Raw genomic sequence first — 15,588 nt, 5'->3', positions numbered from 1 at the left:
AGACTTTGCATATAAAGTAAAAAATAAATAAAGGGATAGAAGTAATGGATATAGAATTATGGAAAAGGATTTCAGGCTTTGCTAACTTAGATAATTACCCTAAGCTTCCTTGCCCTCACTGTAATAAGTTGGCGCTAAAGTTAGATAAAGAAAGTATTCAAACAAGGCCAACATCAGAAAAAAGTTTACTGCTATCGAGCAGGAAGTTTCGTTCAGAAAAAGAAACTAGGCGGGTTAAGTTAGAAGCTAGCCAAGAGGTGATTAGTAAAAGTGAAGGTTTTTGGTTACCCCTAATGGGCGCAATTGCTACGGTGTACTCTGACCATATTGATCCGATAAATGGTGATACTTATTTGTTTAATAGCTTTTTTAGCTGTAGCGAATGTAAAAAAAGTACTACCGCATCGGGTGTATTACTTGAATCGAGTAATAGCTTTGATACCAAGGCAAAAAAACAAAGCAAATAAAAATAGACCATTTTTCGCCAACCGTGCCTATATTTCCTCTATCGATAAACACCCCGAAAGAAATTAGTGAAGAACTATTTGACGCATTTAAACATTTTCATTTTGATCCACCATCATCAGCCTCTAAGTTAAGACGAGCAATCGAGAAGTTTTGTAAGGATATGAAGGTTGAGGGAAGTAATCTTAACCGTATGATTCAAAATTTGGCTAAGACCCGCCCTGAAGAAGCCTCGTATCTTGAGCCATTGAAATTAGTAGGGAATGAAGGAACTCATAAGTCAGATGTTACTGAACTCGATTTATTGTATGCCTTCCAAATGTTTCAGTTTGTTTTAGAGCTCTACGATCGTAATGCTCGCTTTGATGAGCTTAAGGACGTTTACGATAAGCTAGCTTTAAGATTTGGAAAAGACAAGTTACAGCTAGAACATAAGCAAGCAGCTCCAGAAGTTTTAAATAACTAAACATTATAAGAATAAAATCATGAATGATGTAACTCAAGAACGTATTTTTCAAGACGACATAATTAGCCAGATGGTTGCGAATGGTTGGGTTGGAGGCACAGGTGCTGGCTATAACTGCGAAACCGCTTTGTATGAACAAGATGCGCTGGCCTTTGTTAAAAACACCCAACCTAAAGAGTGGCAAAAGCTGTGTAAGGTGTTCCCCAATGACCCTGAACGCCACTTTTTAGAAGCGCTGGTGGCACAACTTAAAAAAGCCGATATAAACGCCACAGATAAAGCCTCACGCACGTATGGTGTATTAGGTGTGTTACGCCATGGTTTAAAAATTCGTAATGCGCGTTTTGAGCTTTGCCAATTTAAACCAGAGCACAACCTAAACCCCGAAACCCTAGCGCGTTATGAGCAAAACACTTGTCGTATAGTACAAGAGTTAGTGTATAGCCCGTATGCGAATGCTGAGCACTTGGCAGCAACAGGTAGTAAAGCTAAAAGTTGGCGCATAGATTTAGTATTATTTGTAAATGGCTTACCCGTATCAACCCTAGAGCTTAAATCAGAATTTAAACAAGCGGTTGAAAATGCAATTAAGCAGTATAAACAAACACGCTTACCTAAAGACCCTGCTACTAAAAAGCCAGAGCCGCTACTTACCTTTAAGCGTGGTGCATTAGTCCATTTTGCTGTAAGCCAGTACGAAGTGTATATGACCACTAAGCTTGCGGGCGACGACACCTTCTTTTTACCCTTTAACAAAGGCACAAGCGAAGGTGGAGCAGGTAATGATGTACCTGAAGATACTAGCCGTTATGCAACCGATTACTTATGGAATGAAGTGTTAGTGCCTAAAAATCTGCTTAACATTTTAGGCAGCTTTGTACACTTGCAAATAGAAGAGTTTGAGAATTGGGAAGGGCTAAAAGATAAAAAAGAAACGCTTATTTTCCCGCGCTATCATCAGTGGGATGTAGTAAGTAAGCTTATTGAGGCTGCAATTGAAGAGGGCACAGGTAATAAGTATTTAGTTCAACACAGTGCGGGCTCAGGTAAATCAAACTCTATTGCATGGACAGCCCACCAGCTTTCTACCTTGTATGACGAGCAAGGTAATAAACAATTTCATTCAGTGATTGTTGTAACAGACCGAACAGTACTTGATGATCAGCTGCAAGATACTATTTATCAGTTTGAGCATGCAGACGGTGTAGTAGGGCGTATTAATAATAAAGAAGGTGACGGTTCTAAATCAGAAAAGCTCGCCAGTGCACTTGAAAACGCTCAGCCTATTATTATTGTAACCATTCAAACTTTTCCGTTTGTATTACGTGCTATAGAGAACAGTACCAGCTTAAAAGAGCGCAGCTATGCTGTTATTGCCGATGAAGCCCATTCATCACAAAGCGGCTCTACAGCTCGCCAGTTAAAAGAAGTATTAATGACAGAAGAGACTGATGACGACATTGAGTTATCTTCAGAGGATATACTCGATGCCACCGTTGCTGCCCGCCGTGGTAGTGCAAACCTTAACTACTATGCGTTTACTGCCACACCTAAAGCAAAAACAATAGAGCTGTTTGGTCGATTACCTGACCCAGAACTACCGCCATCAAAACAGAATAAGCCAGTGGCGTACCACATATATTCAATGCGCCAAGCAATAGAAGAAGGCTTTATATTAGATGTACTTAAAAATTACACTAACTATAAGGTGATGTACCAACTTGCTCAAAAAATAGAAGCGGCAGATGAAGAGGTTGATAGTAAAAAGGCAGCGGTAAAACTTAACCAATGGGTGCGTTTACACGACCATAATATATCGCAAAAAGTTAAAGTGATTGTTGAGCACTTTAAAGATAACGTAATGGGTTTATTAGGCGGGCAAGCCAAAGCAATGGTAGTAACTGGCTCACGCAAAGAGGCGGTACGTTACAAACTAGCGTTTGATAAGTATGTAGCTGAAGCTCTAGCAGAGCAAAAAACAGGTTACTCGACAATACGCGCTATGGTGGCTTTTTCAGGCGAAGTTGAGTTTACGAAGAGCGATCCTGATAGCGCTGCATTTTTAGATAAAAAGTTTACTGAAAAAAATATGAACCCTGACCTCAAAGGCCGCGATATGCGCAAAGCCTTTGATAGTGATGATTACCAAGTAATGCTGGTGGCTAATAAGTTTCAAACAGGGTTCGACCAACCAAAACTATGCGCTATGTATGTAGATAAAAAGCTAGGCGGCGTTGAGTGTGTACAAACCCTGTCACGATTGAATCGTACTTACCCAAGTAAAGCTGAAACAGGCACGTTTGTATTGGACTTTTTTAATGCCCCAGAAGACATACTAGAAGCATTCCAGCCTTACTACCAAACAGCAGAGCTTGCCGATGTTACTGACCCTCAGATTGTTTTTGATTTGTTTGAAAAGCTGCGTGCCAGCGGTATATTTTTGTGGTCTGAGGTTGAGCAGTTTTGTGCAGCCTTCTTTACCAAGAACAAGTCAAACGCGGCGATTAGCAATATTATTCACCCCGCTAAAGAGCGTTGGCAAAAGCGTTACGCATCGGCAATTGAGGCGTATATAAAAGCGAGAGAAATGTTTGAACGCACCAAAAAGACTGAAGACGCTGTATTAATAGCTAACGCAGAAACAAGCTTTAAAGAGTGCAAACAAGAAAAAGACCGCCTAGAGATATTCAAAAAGGATTTAGGCAGCTTTACCCGCTTTTACGAGTTTATGTCGCAGCTGGTGGAATACGACGACAAAGAGCTTGAAAAACTAAGCTTGTTCGCCCGCCACTTACGCCCACTGTTACGTGAAAAAGTAGTGACTGAAGATGAGCTTGATTTAGACAACGTAGTAATGAGCCATTACCGCCTATCAAAAATACGTCAGCAAGATATACAGCTAAAAGAAGACGCGCCTGATTACAAGCTTGAGCCAAGTAATGATGTGGGTAGTGCTAAAGCGAAAGATAAAAAAGAAGCGTTCTTATCTCAGATAATCGACAAGCTTAATGAGGTTTTTATTACTGATAACCTAACTAATAAAGACATGCTTAACTATGCCTATACAGTACGCGATAAACTAACCGAAAACGCCTCTGTAATGAGCCAGATTGCAAACAATAGCCCAGAGCAAGCAATGCTAGGTGATTTCCCTCAAGCGATGGATGACGCCATCTTAGGAAGCAGTGATGCACACCAAGAACAAATGATGCAGCTACTGTCAGATCCCGCAAGAAACCAGCAATTCGCGCGAGTGATATTTGATATGTTGAGCGGGTTAAATAGTAGAAAGTGATTTCTGTATTTAGCTAAGAAAGCTGAATTATTTAAAGAAAGGTTTAATACTAAAAATATTTTAGAACACTTCATTATCAAAGTGCTTAACTGGATAAACCAATAGTGGGCTTTAGTCTAGAAATAAACTATACAACACAAACTCCGTATTGTATAAATGCTGTGCAGCTAGATCAAACATGACTATTTAGAATAAGGGAATTAATTATGATTACATTGGAACAAGTTATAATCAGTCGGGGCGATATTGAAAAAATTTACCGCGCAGAAAAAAGCTGACGCTTTGGCGAGGGCTTCATAACTCTGAGGTCGACAATAAGCTTAATCCTTTATACCCCGATTTTTACAGTAAGCAGCTGCCTAATGGCGATATTAGAGCACCTGATGTTACTATTATTAAAGAGGGATCGAAGGAAGTAGTACTTTCAGAGGAAGGGGTAGGCACATCTCTGGTAGACAAAGAAGGTATTTTTGGCTACAAAAACTGGGAGTACTTTGTAATCCCTAAAGGAACCCATATCCCCTCAGAATTAATAATTACCAAAGATCATTATATGGCAAGGAAAAAGTGTTGGCATTACTCAATATCTCCGAACTTTGAAATGCCGTTAGATAGATTCATCGAAGCTCTTGATAAGCTGGCATATAACGCTGGAATTAAAATAAAAGGAGCAAAACATGCCTAGCATTGAGGCAAGAACTCTATCAGTCTGCATCCAAGCTTTACAGGCTGCAATTAAGCATAATGATTTTTTATCTCAGTCTGAGACCGTAGATAAAGATGACTACGAAGAAAGTTCGTACATGTATGAGTTGGAGTTAGTGAAATTAATAAAATTGTATAAAAAAGCAGAAGAAAATGGAGTTCCAATTCCACTAAAAGATCTGCTCAAACCTCCTTTCGAAGAACTTGGCTAAAAATGATAGGGTAAGCTCAGCATATTTTGTGGCTTACTCGCTCTTTCTAAATATGTTACCAATGATCTAAATTGGCAACAGTAGCCATAATCGAGTGATAACTTGGTATTATGACTCTATACAGATATGTCTGCATAGAGTCATATGCCATCGTTATTTAGTAGCAATAAAGCTATTTGTGGCAAAGTTAAAAACTCTTCTCTAACAATGCTTGGAAATGAGCGAGAAGCATTTTGCTGCGGGGATTGGGACGCTTTAAGTGTAAAAAAATGCACTTATTCAAACAACAATGCATGCAGAGTAAGATCATGAGATTTTAATAGTCATGAAAGTATATAGAATTAACTGTAAGAATGACCAAGGGGATATATTAGATTTTGACCCTTATTCAATGTATCAATCACTAAAAGGCAATACGGACACTGCTGAGGCAGAGTTTATGGTAAAAATTTTTGATTTACATGCCAATAATGATTCTATTCTTAATATATGGCCAGATGTTATGCCTATTAAGCCGTTATCTATTGATTATGATAAAGTTGATGTTTATATCCAAGGTGGTTTTTTACTATTATCTAAGGGAGCTTATGATTACCTATATCACTTTTTAAATGAGTATGGCGAGTTCCTTAAAATAGACGTGAACGGCTCAGAAATGGTACTTTTTAACTTGCGTGTTTTTGGGCAAGAAGATCTTGATAAATGTATTGAGGACTACACTAAAGGGTTGAGAAGTGGCTTTAAAAGCTTTGCATTTATTGATTCAGATATAGATAGTAAGTTGCTATTTAAATCTAAGTTGTTAGATGGGATAGGGCTATTTTGTGGTGAAGAATTTAAGCAATTAGTTGAAGTGAAAAGTTTAAATGGTATTGAGTTTAATGAAATTAATTAGCTTAGTATTTCACTTAATTGTTTGAGCTCGATTTTGAGCATAATAATTATGATTGGCAGTAGTTTTATATTCTAAGTATGAGCTAGTTAGTTTTTCATATTTGAATACTTAGCTAAAAGAGCCGAAGTGTTCAGAGGACAATTTAAATCTAGAGTATTAATGAAAAGCATCAATTGGTTTACTGATGAACTTTCAGAGATAGGTCTTTATTTTGTGGCTGTAAAATATGGTGAAGGGGCTGGGACATTCGATTTTATAGAGTGGGATGGCAATAAATGGCTAACTGAATATGAAGGTAACGTTATTGCATACACTACACTGGAAGGTTTAATAAGAGATATTAATATAGAATGGCCAGAAGAAACTAAAAAATACAGCTGAAAAAGACCCAAATATAGATGCTGATAATCTATGGGAAAAAATGTAGGACAAAAAGTTATAAAAGTTTTATTAAACGAATTTAGCGTAGAGATTCGAATGTGATATTAGCTTTTAGTACCACGGTTAGTGCCTATGGTTGCAATTCTCGACATTAAAGATCAGTTAAAACAGTGCGTTATGGCTCCTATTACGACTCCCCCAGCTCCACCAATAAAGGTTTTTGAACTACAGATCTTCGTTTTTAGGATTTTATTTTTGACTAATTAACGTTTGTCACTTAATACTTGAACTCAAGTAACAATAAGTAATACCAATCCGCAATAATACTTAATCAATTTGAGGGATTAAATCTGGCGTTAACTGCGTAAAAATTTCTGATATACGACTACATCTCGATGCTGGATGCAGAGCAATGAGTGATAACAACTAAATAACGAAATTTTTGCCTTATTATCGATACGATTTTCTTAGCTCAAAATAATCTCTTAATTAAGCGAATTGATATAATAAACATTAATTGATGCAAGGAAGTTAATTATGGCTAACTTAGTAATTTGCTGTGACGGCACATGGAATAATCCTCAACAAGAAGACAATGGTGCTCCCGCACCAACCAATGTCGTCAAGCTCTACCACGCGCTAGCGAAAAAAGATAATTCAGAGGTCACTCAAAAGTTGTACTACCACCCAGGTCTTGGGGGCGAAGAAACGGGGCTAAAAGATTCTATAATTGATGGAGCTTTAGGTAAAAGTATAAAAAGGCATATTTGTAGTGCTTATCATTGGTTAGCGAGTAACTACAACGAAGGCGACAAAGTATTTATTTTTGGGTTTAGCCGAGGAGCATTTACGGCGAGGAGTTTAGGTGGGTTGTTAGGGCTTGGGCTACTTGATTTTAATAAGCTTGAAAATAACAAAGCGCGGTGGGAAAAGACTCATGGACATTTTGAAAACTATAAGTCAAAACTAGAGAGGATCCCTAAGAGTTTATATATTAACAATAAAAAAAGCTTACCGATTCATTTTATAGGCGTATGGGAAACGGTGGGGGCGTTGGGTATACCAAATGACATGGAGCTATTTAACTTGTTGGATAACCCTGCGTCATGGCGTTTTCACGATACTAGTTTGGGAAAACATATAAGTATTGCTAGGCACGCAATGGCAATGGATGAGAAGCGAAGTAGTTTTTGTGTTACTCGCTGGAGTGAAAATTTAGTTGATCGAGACGTTAAAGAAATGTGGTTTCCGGGCGTACATTCCGATGTAGGTGGCGGGTATTATGATACAGATTTATCAGATATTGCACTTGAGTGGATGATAAAGGAAGCGCAGGAGAGCGGTTTATTTTTTCGGGATAACATTTTAAATCAGCTTAATCCAAATCCTTGTGGCGTACTTCATAATTCATTTAAAGGAATATTTGCTAAGTTTAGATCTCGTCCGCGCAATGTGGATTGTGTGATTACAGCAAATAATGAAAACTTCCACGAGAGTGTATTTAAGCGTCAAGAAATATCGCCTATTGAACATCCTGAATATTGGCCAACAATAAAATTAGAGGTTGGGGAATCGACGGTTGTTAATGTATTTGCTAAGCAACATTGGACTCCAACGTATATTTACATGAATAAGGGTGAGCGGTATATTTTTGACTCTGAAGGCGAGTGGCAAGATAGTAAAGATGAATGTGATTGGCTTGGTACAGAGGATGGAAAATTAACGGCGGGCGACATTATTCGATTTGCATCGTCTATGTTGGGAATGACTGAACGAAAATTTAAACAAGCAACGCAGAATCGCTCTACCGATTTTTGGGGAACTAAACGGGTAGAGCATATGCGATGGTTTATTGCTGTTGGGTGTATCGCAAACGATTCTGGTAAAGCGCAGGCGGTTACAAACGATGGTAGTCCGCACCCTCATCAGTATGAAGCTCTCTCGCATTATCAAAAAAACTCGAAGACGTTACAGATTAGCTCCTCGGGCTATTTTTATGCTTTCCCAAATGATGTGTGGTCCTTGTACCATAATAATCAAGGCTGCATTCAACTCAGGGTAACTCGAAAGTCATAGTGGCTAAAATATTAATGTGTAGCCTGTTTACTTAACTTATAAGTAGAGCTTTGAGGAGTCACTTCATTTTTCGTCCTTTTAGTGGCTTTTTCTATTATGTTTTCGAGAGGTTGAGTACGTACACACATAAGTACATTATTCATTGCTTGGCAAGTACCGGTTGCTTTTTGATTATGTGTTGTATAAGTGCACGTTTGGTTAAGTTTTTTGTTTTCACATGCATGCCAAGGTGCGGTATTACCATGGCCTGCGTGGCTAAGCGCATAAAATGAGTTGCCTAATGTAAAAATCACAATAACCATTTTTGATATAGTTAACATTTTCATGTTGTTGTCCTTTTTATTGTGCGGTTTCGCCTTTGTAACAACCAATAAACATATTTTCTGAGACGCTTGCTGCATGGTAATGATAGCCGCGTGTGTCGTCGTAATGTCCTCTGCATTCATCTAAATCAGTTGGTTCTGTATTATTGCTCCCTAGCATGGCAAAGATCCCAAAACCATCAAATGCATAACCTACCATTGCAGCATGTCCGTCTGATTGAGCTTGCGTTTGGCTACAACCTGCTTCGCCATGATAGTGGTAGCCTTCATTAAGGTTTATGTGGCCTGCACAATCATCAAATGCGGCTATGGTATAGGCACTCAAAATTGCATCTACAGGGGCTGGAGCAGCTAACACAACTCCATTAAGCGCGATGCCTATATTTGATCTACCAACACTATTTGCTTGGTTTGCGGTTACGGGGGTTATAGGTATTAGAAATGATTGCGAGATACCACCATTTACATACTCTATTGAACATTCTACGCAGTGGTTTTGGTATTGTTCTTCTACATTGGGCCTTGCTGCACCATCGCATGATGCATACGTATTTGTGATATTTACTTGTCCTGTGCTTTCGTCATAAAGTTTCCAGTGGCTATCATTATATAATGCGGGTAAATTTAAAATAAAATCACCGGTAATGTCATATACCTTGCCATTACCATCAAACCAAATACCCGCTTCATCAGCATTTGAGGTAATCGTGTTTGGGCAAAAAATACCTATTTCATGATTTGCAGGTGCACCTGCAATCTCAATTTTATAGCATGACGTTTCATCGCCATTACTTAATGTACACAATTGAGTTGTTATAGCTGATACCAATGCACCACCTTCGAAATTAAAAGGGTCTACTTCTATTACTGTAGTCGTTGTTGTATTGGGTGAAGTATTATCAATAATAATCGCTTCTGTTTCAGTTGTGTCTTTGTCGTTATTGCTACCACATGCTGATAACCCAATGGCTGTTACACTCATGAAAACAAGCTTTAAAAACTCTGATTTTAGTTTTATCACGTGATTAATCCAAATAATGAAGTGGGGTATAGGGTATTTGTTAAATGTGCAAATAAAGCGCAAAAATTAAGTAACATTACACGCAGGTAAAATGGCTATTCAGGTTGATGAAAAATAGCAGTAGACCTTGGTATATTTAATCGCCATTATTATGGCTCTATTAAAAGCATGGTTTACAGATGGATTTATTTACCACTGATCTTATTTCGCCTCTGTTGGCGAGCGTTTTTATTGTGTTAGCGGGCTTCACTTCATTTTTTTCAGCTGCATTTGGTGCCGGCGGCGGGTTGATGTTGCTTGTTGTAATGGCATCATTTATGCCAATGACGTTGGTTGTGCCTGTACATGGGCTTGTGCAATTAGGTTCGAACACAAATCGGTTATTACTCACTTTTAAGCATATAGACAAAAAAATGTTTATTTATTTTACGCTTGGAGGGAGTGCAGGGGCTATATTATCGAGTTTTGTTATTGTCGATATTCAACTTGATGCTATGAAATTAATAGCGGGGCTTTTTGTAATTTATTTATTGTGGGGAAAAATCCCCACTGCGTTACAAAGCAGTTCGGTCGTGTGGCGTTTTTTTCCGGCTTTGTTACCACGTTTATTTCTATGTTTGTTGGGGCAAGTGGGCCACTCGTTGGAAGTTGCTTGCACATGAGCAATTACAGCAAGCTGCGATTTACGGCGACGTTTTCTGGCATTATGTCGGTTCAACATTTATTTAAAGCGGGTGTATATGCAGCGGTTGGTTTTAGCTTTTGGCAATGGTTGCCTTTGGTTGGAGCAATGATTTTAAGTGGTGCATTAGGTACATGGTTGGGTGTTCGATTACTGCATCGTATACCGACAGAAAAATTTAAGTGTATTTTTAAATGCATATTAACATTACTGGCATTACAGCTAGCTTGGCAGGGCCTTGAGGTAATATTTAATTAACTTGAACTCTGGGCAATAAATCTATCTCAAGTAGTTATTTTAAGCGCTAACTGCGTTGAATTTACTTTGTTCTCACTGAAAGCTCTGGCTAGAGATAAATAAATTTAAATATTATTATGGTTCAATATGTAATACCAATCCCTTAACCAGAGTTCTGGTTAAGGGATTGGTATTACATTGTACTAATTTTGTGGTTTTGTTGGCGTTTATTTAACAGCGGATTTGATAGGTTTGTCACCATCGAACAGTTCAAAAATACGGTTGCTATTTGGGCTGTTAGTTGAAATATGAAGTAATGCATTAGCAACATTTTCTCGGCTAATTTTAGCTTTGTCACTATCTTTAGGGCGTTCGGTTGTTACTGCTAACGATGCTTTTTCGTCGGTTAATGTAGCAGGGCGAATAATTGTGTAATTTAAGCCACTGTTAATTAAATGCTCATCAGCCATATGCTTAGCTACAAGGTATGGTTTTAAGTCGCCATCTATTGAGTCGGGATCGTCTGCACCAATAGAGCTAACCATGATGAAGTGTTTTGTTGAATGTTCACGGGCGTAGTTTGCAGCTTTAGTTGCTGCCCATAAATCAATTAAAACGGTTTTGTCGTCGCCAGTACTACCGCCCGAACCTGCAGCAAATATAACTTGATCGCAGCCTTTTAGCGCGTTGCTAAAGTCGCCTTCGAGATCTTGCTCTACAATACTTAAAAAAGGGCTTTTTAAATCACTTAGCTTGTTTTTATCACGCACTAGGGCAACCACATTTTGTTCATTTTTTAATAATAACTCAGTGGTCATTTTACCAATTTTACCGCTTGCGCCAATAATTAAGGTCTTGCTCATAATTAATTCCTTCTTAACTAGTACCAATTTTATTAAAAAGTGAATATTCTGGCGAAGATAGTAACTTACTAACGTTGTTAAAATTATTTATACAGATCACTCTATGTCATAATTTTTACTTTGTTATTAAGCTATTTTTCATCGTTATAATAAATCACTAATTTAATGCTGTTGGTATAAATAAATTGAAAAGTAATGTGCTGTGTAAACAGACCTTGGGGTAGGCGTTAATTTTTAAAGGGTAAATTTGAGTTTAAATGAGCTAATTTCAAAAAATACTTTAATTAAAATACGATACTTAACTGAGTATTAAAATTAGCTGTTTTTATCGTGTTTTTTAGAGTTTTTTGATTGGTTGTTATGCTTTTTACATATTATCGCGATGGTGTAAGTTAACAATACTTTTTGGCAGTTATATTTTTAGGTTGTGTAGCGTTTTTGTTGGGAAGGCTTTTAATTATAACTTTTTAAGCGGTGTTTTTTAGCTTACCAAAAAGCACCGCTGTTGCTTAAATTTTATTACGAATTAAATCTCTGACGATAAACCGGGCAGGATGAATCGCTTGGCTAACACGTTCGCTTAACGGGCGAGGTTCATTGTTTAAACAGCTAATAAGGTGCTCTGCACTGAGTGGGGCACTACACAAAGCACGTGCGCCAAAACCGGTAAAAATATGCAGACCTTGCTGTGATTTAGTTAGTTGCTGGTACTGATAGCGCTTACCTAGGCGCAAGTTAGCAAAGGCTGTAATGTAATCACTTTGTTCACACCATTGTCCTGCCATTGGCAGGTGGTCGATAAATGTGCAGCGCACAGCCGCTTTTGCAGAAGTTATGTTGCCAAGCGTTGTTGCAAATTCACTTTGTTTATAAAAGTTAAGCAGTTGTTCGCGGTTTAATTGATTGTCTTGATCTGTTACTTGACGACTTTTAGTGTTTTTTTCAAATGTGGCACCCATACAGTGATGATCTAAATAAGCAGGAGTAAAATAGCCTTTATGACATAGTACTGTTTTTAGTTTGTTTGATTGCTTACTTGCCTGAACATGCGAAACTTGACCTCTTACGCCTACAATAGGCAACGCTTTTGTTTGCTCAAATGAATCACTGTGCTCGCCTGCACAAATAATTACATCACTAAAAGGACCTAACTGCTCATCATTCGTTAATAAAAACCAACCGCTGTCAGTTTTTTTAAGCTGTTTTATATTGCAGTTAAATACGCTTTTAAATGGGTTTATGCTATTTGCAGCGCTTAACATGGCGTTTACTAATTGCGGAGGGTTAACCCAGCCGCCTTGTTCAAAAAACACGCCCGAATAACCTGTTTTTACACCCACTATTTCATCACCTTCCTCGGCTGTTACATTACGCATTAGCTGGGTTGGCCACAGCTGTTTTTGCGCTAAGTTTCCGTGTTTATCGGCGAGAGGCTTTTTTACTGCGTGTTGTAATACGCCGCACCAATCGTAATCAAAGCTAAAGCCGCTACCGAGTAACTGGTTATACAAACGTTTTGCGTATAAAAAGCTATGTGCGAATAATTCACTGTGCGGTGAATTTTTAGCTTGTAGGTGAGGGTAAATAGCACCTTGTACATTATGCGAAGCGCCCATTGCGGGCTTTTCATCTTGGCAGAATAATTGGCTTGCAATACCACGCTTAGCTAAGCTGTATAAAACACAACTACTGGCAATACCACCGCCAATTACAGCCACATTTTTAAGTGTGCTTTTATCTTGGTTAAAATAAGATGGAGCCGATTGTGAACTATTAGCTTGTTTGAGCTTTGCGAACAGTATGTTTTGTTTTTTGCTAAAGCCTTTTGTTTTTTCAGCACTAAAGCCAGCCTCTATTAATCCTCGTTGAACAAAGTCAGCGGAAGTAAAAGTCGATAAGGTTGCATTAGCTCTTGTTATATCAGCCATGGAGTTAAATAAACTTTGTTGCCACATATCAGGATTTTTACTTGGCTCAAGCCCATTTAAATACCAAGCATCAACGATTCCAGATTGTGGGTAGCTCATTGCTTGTATTGATTCAAGTGCATCACCTAAGTACAAATCGAGGATAACACGGCCATTATTAAATTCGAGTCGATGACATCCTTCTAAATTTATAGGGTACTGGGCAAGTAACTCTTCACTTAATGGCTGAAAAGAAGGCCATGCTTGTAAAAGTTGGCTTAAGTTAGCTAATTTTAATGGGTGCTTTTCAAAGGAAATAAAATGCAGCCGTTTAACACCTATATCTAATTGATTTTGAACTTGTTGGCGTGCAATGTGGTCATTAAAGCACTGCCATGCATTTAAAAAGTTAAGGCCGGTACCAAAAGCGGTTTCGGCTATAACAAAATGTGGTTGGTCATGATTTTGTAATCGAGTATCTATATTGTTTTGATCATAAAACACATAATGGGATTCGGCCAAGCCATTATCATCAGAAAAATAAATATCATCGAAGTCGCTGGCAACAGGAGTACCTGAGTGATTAAAGTGTATTTGCGCGTTTTTGATCATGACTTATAAGGTTTACAAATAATATTTTTAATTATTTTACGTGTTTTCTTTGTAATAGTCTGGCGTTATTTATAAGCTAGCGGTTCAGAGTACAAGTGTACGCTAGAAAGCTGACCACTTAGGTGATTAAATTCGCGTAAAATAGAACACAATTGAGTATTAAGCTAAGGGAATTACCCATGAGAAGAGCTGTAATTACAGGTATCGGTGTTGTATCAAGTATCGGTAACAACAAAGAAGAAGTATTAGAATCGCTAAAAACAGGTAAGAGCGGTATCGCTTTTAACCAAGAATTTGCTGATTATAAGTTACGTAGTAACGTATCGGGTAAAATTGATATTGATGTTAAAGCCCATGTTGATCGCAAAGCAATGCGCTTTATGGGTGATGCTGCTGCTTATTCTTATATTTCGATGACACAAGCAATCGAAGACTCAGGTTTGTCTGACGAACAAGTATCTAATGAGCGCACGGGTATTATTGTTGGCTCTGGTGGCGGTTCGTCTAAATGGCAAGTAGAAGCCGCTGATATTTTACGTGAAAAAGGCGTAAAACGTGTGGGGCCTTATATGGTGCCACGTACTATGGCAAGTACAACTTCTGCTTGTTTAGCAACCCCTTTTAAAATTAAAGGTGTTAACTATTCAATTAGCTCAGCATGTGCAACATCTGCGCACTGTATTGGCAACGCGGTAGAACAAATTCAACTTGGTAAACAAGACGTTGTATTTGCTGGTGGCGGTGAAGAATTACACTGGACATTAGCAATGGAATTTGACGCTATGGGCGCACTTTCTACTAAATACAACGAAACACCCGAAAAAGCATCTCGTACATATGATGCAAACCGTGATGGTTTTGTTATTTCTGGCGGTGGCGGTATTGTTGTAGTTGAAGAACTTGAACATGCCCTTGCGCGTGGCGCACACATTTACGCTGAAATTGTTGGCTACGGTGCAACATCAGATGGCTACGACATGGTTGCGCCATCTGGCGAAGGTGCGGCACGTTGTATGCGCCAAGCTATGCAAGATGTAGACAGTATTGATTACTTAAATACTCACGGTACATCTACACCTGTAGGCGACGTTAAAGAGCTTGGTGCAATTCAAGAAGTGTTTGGCGGTAAGTCACCAATGATCAGTGCAACTAAAGCTATGACAGGCCATGCTCTAGGTGCTGCGGGTGTTCACGAAGCAATCTTTTCATTATTAATGCTAGAGCACAGCTTTGTAGCGCCTTCAATTAATATTGATGACCTAGATGAGCAAGCGGCTGGTTTAGATATTATTACTGAACGTCGTGATGTTGAACTCAATACGGTTATGTCAAATAGCTTTGGCTTTGGTGGCACAAACGCGACTTTAGTAATGAGCAAATATAAAGGCTAATTGGTTCTACTTAGTTTTTATATAATTTATAGCCGCTCACTTTATAAGTGAGCGGCT

Annotated in this window: 13 protein-coding genes and 1 pseudogene; 10 read left to right on the top strand and 4 right to left on the bottom strand. The window is 38.4% G+C overall.

The genetic code is table 11. The annotated features are described in order from the left end of the window. The first annotated feature begins 44 nt into the window (after positions 1-44). The 8 genes from P4S65_RS16495 (at position 45) to P4S65_RS16465 (ending at position 8,495) form a co-directional block, all read left to right on the top strand. Complete coding sequence (locus tag P4S65_RS16495) at positions 45-467, top strand: hypothetical protein (RefSeq protein ID WP_337120606.1); 423 nt, start codon at positions 45-47, stop codon at positions 465-467. A gap of 23 nt (positions 468-490) precedes the next feature. After that, positions 491-931, top strand: a complete 441-nt coding sequence (locus tag P4S65_RS16490; protein ID WP_337120605.1) for a DUF4145 domain-containing protein — start codon at positions 491-493, stop codon at positions 929-931. Between the two features lie 19 nt (positions 932-950). Next, the gene (locus tag P4S65_RS16485) at positions 951-4,226 is read left to right on the top strand and encodes a type I restriction endonuclease subunit R (protein ID WP_337120604.1); all 3,276 of its coding nucleotides are present in this window, start codon (positions 951-953) and stop codon (positions 4,224-4,226) included. Between the two features lie 274 nt (positions 4,227-4,500). After that, positions 4,501-4,911: a hypothetical protein gene (locus P4S65_RS21955; RefSeq protein WP_442961883.1), complete on the top strand. Its 411-nt coding sequence runs from the start codon at positions 4,501-4,503 to the stop codon at positions 4,909-4,911. Beyond that, a complete protein-coding gene (locus tag P4S65_RS16480; RefSeq protein ID WP_008136363.1) occupies positions 4,904-5,143 on the top strand; it encodes a hypothetical protein in 240 nt (79 codons plus the stop codon). The genes P4S65_RS21955 and P4S65_RS16480 overlap by 8 nt, the downstream gene beginning before the upstream one ends. A 325-nt stretch (positions 5,144-5,468) precedes the next feature. After that, positions 5,469-6,038 (top strand): hypothetical protein, encoded by a 570-nt coding sequence (locus P4S65_RS16475; protein WP_337120603.1) that lies wholly within the window; start codon positions 5,469-5,471, stop codon positions 6,036-6,038. A gap of 159 nt (positions 6,039-6,197) precedes the next feature. After that, entirely contained in the window at positions 6,198-6,419 is a 222-nt protein-coding gene (locus tag P4S65_RS16470; RefSeq protein ID WP_337120602.1) for a hypothetical protein, read from the top strand. Positions 6,420-6,956: 537 nt separating this feature from the next. Further along, complete coding sequence (locus P4S65_RS16465) at positions 6,957-8,495, top strand: DUF2235 domain-containing protein (protein ID WP_008136358.1); 1,539 nt, start codon at positions 6,957-6,959, stop codon at positions 8,493-8,495. 11 nt (positions 8,496-8,506) lie between these two features. Here P4S65_RS16465 and P4S65_RS16460 read toward each other — a convergent pair whose 3' ends face one another. Together P4S65_RS16460 and P4S65_RS16455 are read right to left on the bottom strand one after the other, a co-directional pair. Next, the gene (locus P4S65_RS16460; protein WP_337120601.1) at positions 8,507-8,821 is read right to left on the bottom strand and encodes a hypothetical protein; all 315 of its coding nucleotides are present in this window, start codon (positions 8,819-8,821) and stop codon (positions 8,507-8,509) included. Between the two features lie 13 nt (positions 8,822-8,834). Beyond that, a complete protein-coding gene (locus P4S65_RS16455) occupies positions 8,835-9,800 on the bottom strand; it encodes a YHYH protein (RefSeq protein WP_033028289.1) in 966 nt (321 codons plus the stop codon). Positions 9,801-10,018: 218 nt separating this feature from the next. On the opposite strand from P4S65_RS16455, the pseudogene P4S65_RS16450 reads away from it, so the two are divergent. Beyond that, a pseudogene (locus P4S65_RS16450) lies at positions 10,019-10,779 on the top strand (sulfite exporter TauE/SafE family protein). A 206-nt stretch (positions 10,780-10,985) separates the two neighbouring features. On the opposite strand, the gene P4S65_RS16445 reads toward P4S65_RS16450, so the two are convergent. Together P4S65_RS16445 and mnmC are read right to left on the bottom strand one after the other, a co-directional pair. Continuing rightward, on the bottom strand, positions 10,986-11,621 hold the full coding sequence (locus P4S65_RS16445; protein WP_337120600.1) for an SDR family oxidoreductase: 636 nt from the start codon (positions 11,619-11,621) through the stop codon (positions 10,986-10,988). Positions 11,622-12,130: 509 nt separating this feature from the next. After that, complete coding sequence (mnmC, locus tag P4S65_RS16440; protein ID WP_337120599.1) at positions 12,131-14,140, bottom strand: bifunctional tRNA (5-methylaminomethyl-2-thiouridine)(34)-methyltransferase MnmD/FAD-dependent 5-carboxymethylaminomethyl-2-thiouridine(34) oxidoreductase MnmC; 2,010 nt, start codon at positions 14,138-14,140, stop codon at positions 12,131-12,133. A 179-nt stretch (positions 14,141-14,319) separates the two neighbouring features. On the opposite strand from mnmC, the gene fabB reads away from it, so the two are divergent. Next, positions 14,320-15,531 (top strand): beta-ketoacyl-ACP synthase I, encoded by a 1,212-nt coding sequence (gene fabB / locus P4S65_RS16435; RefSeq protein WP_007377718.1) that lies wholly within the window; start codon positions 14,320-14,322, stop codon positions 15,529-15,531. Positions 15,532-15,588 lie beyond the last annotated feature (57 nt).

The organism is Pseudoalteromonas sp. B131b, from assembly GCF_037162545.1.
Classification (GTDB): Bacteria; Pseudomonadota; Gammaproteobacteria; order Enterobacterales; family Alteromonadaceae; genus Pseudoalteromonas; species Pseudoalteromonas fuliginea.
The sequence above is the reverse complement of the archived record's forward strand: the minus strand, read 5'-3'. Positions and strand labels throughout refer to the sequence as shown.

Bases quoted from the DNA above. Each gene is read 5' to 3' on its own strand.
- P4S65_RS16495 (WP_337120606.1), top strand. From the start codon at position 45: ATGGATATAGAATTATGGAAAAGGATTTCAGGCTTTGCTAACTTAGAT.
- P4S65_RS16485 (WP_337120604.1), top strand. From the start codon at position 951: ATGAATGATGTAACTCAAGAACGTATTTTTCAAGACGACATAATTAGC.
- P4S65_RS16480 (WP_008136363.1), top strand. From the start codon at position 4,904: ATGCCTAGCATTGAGGCAAGAACTCTATCAGTCTGCATCCAAGCTTTA.
- P4S65_RS16475 (WP_337120603.1), top strand. From the start codon at position 5,469: ATGAAAGTATATAGAATTAACTGTAAGAATGACCAAGGGGATATATTA.
- P4S65_RS16470 (WP_337120602.1), top strand. From the start codon at position 6,198: ATGAAAAGCATCAATTGGTTTACTGATGAACTTTCAGAGATAGGTCTT.
- P4S65_RS16465 (WP_008136358.1), top strand. From the start codon at position 6,957: ATGGCTAACTTAGTAATTTGCTGTGACGGCACATGGAATAATCCTCAA.
- P4S65_RS16460 (WP_337120601.1), bottom strand. From the start codon at position 8,821: ATGAAAATGTTAACTATATCAAAAATGGTTATTGTGATTTTTACATTA.
- P4S65_RS16455 (WP_033028289.1), bottom strand. From the start codon at position 9,800: ATGAGTGTAACAGCCATTGGGTTATCAGCATGTGGTAGCAATAACGAC.
- P4S65_RS16445 (WP_337120600.1), bottom strand. From the start codon at position 11,621: ATGAGCAAGACCTTAATTATTGGCGCAAGCGGTAAAATTGGTAAAATG.
- mnmC (WP_337120599.1), bottom strand. From the start codon at position 14,140: ATGATCAAAAACGCGCAAATACACTTTAATCACTCAGGTACTCCTGTT.
- fabB (WP_007377718.1), top strand. From the start codon at position 14,320: ATGAGAAGAGCTGTAATTACAGGTATCGGTGTTGTATCAAGTATCGGT.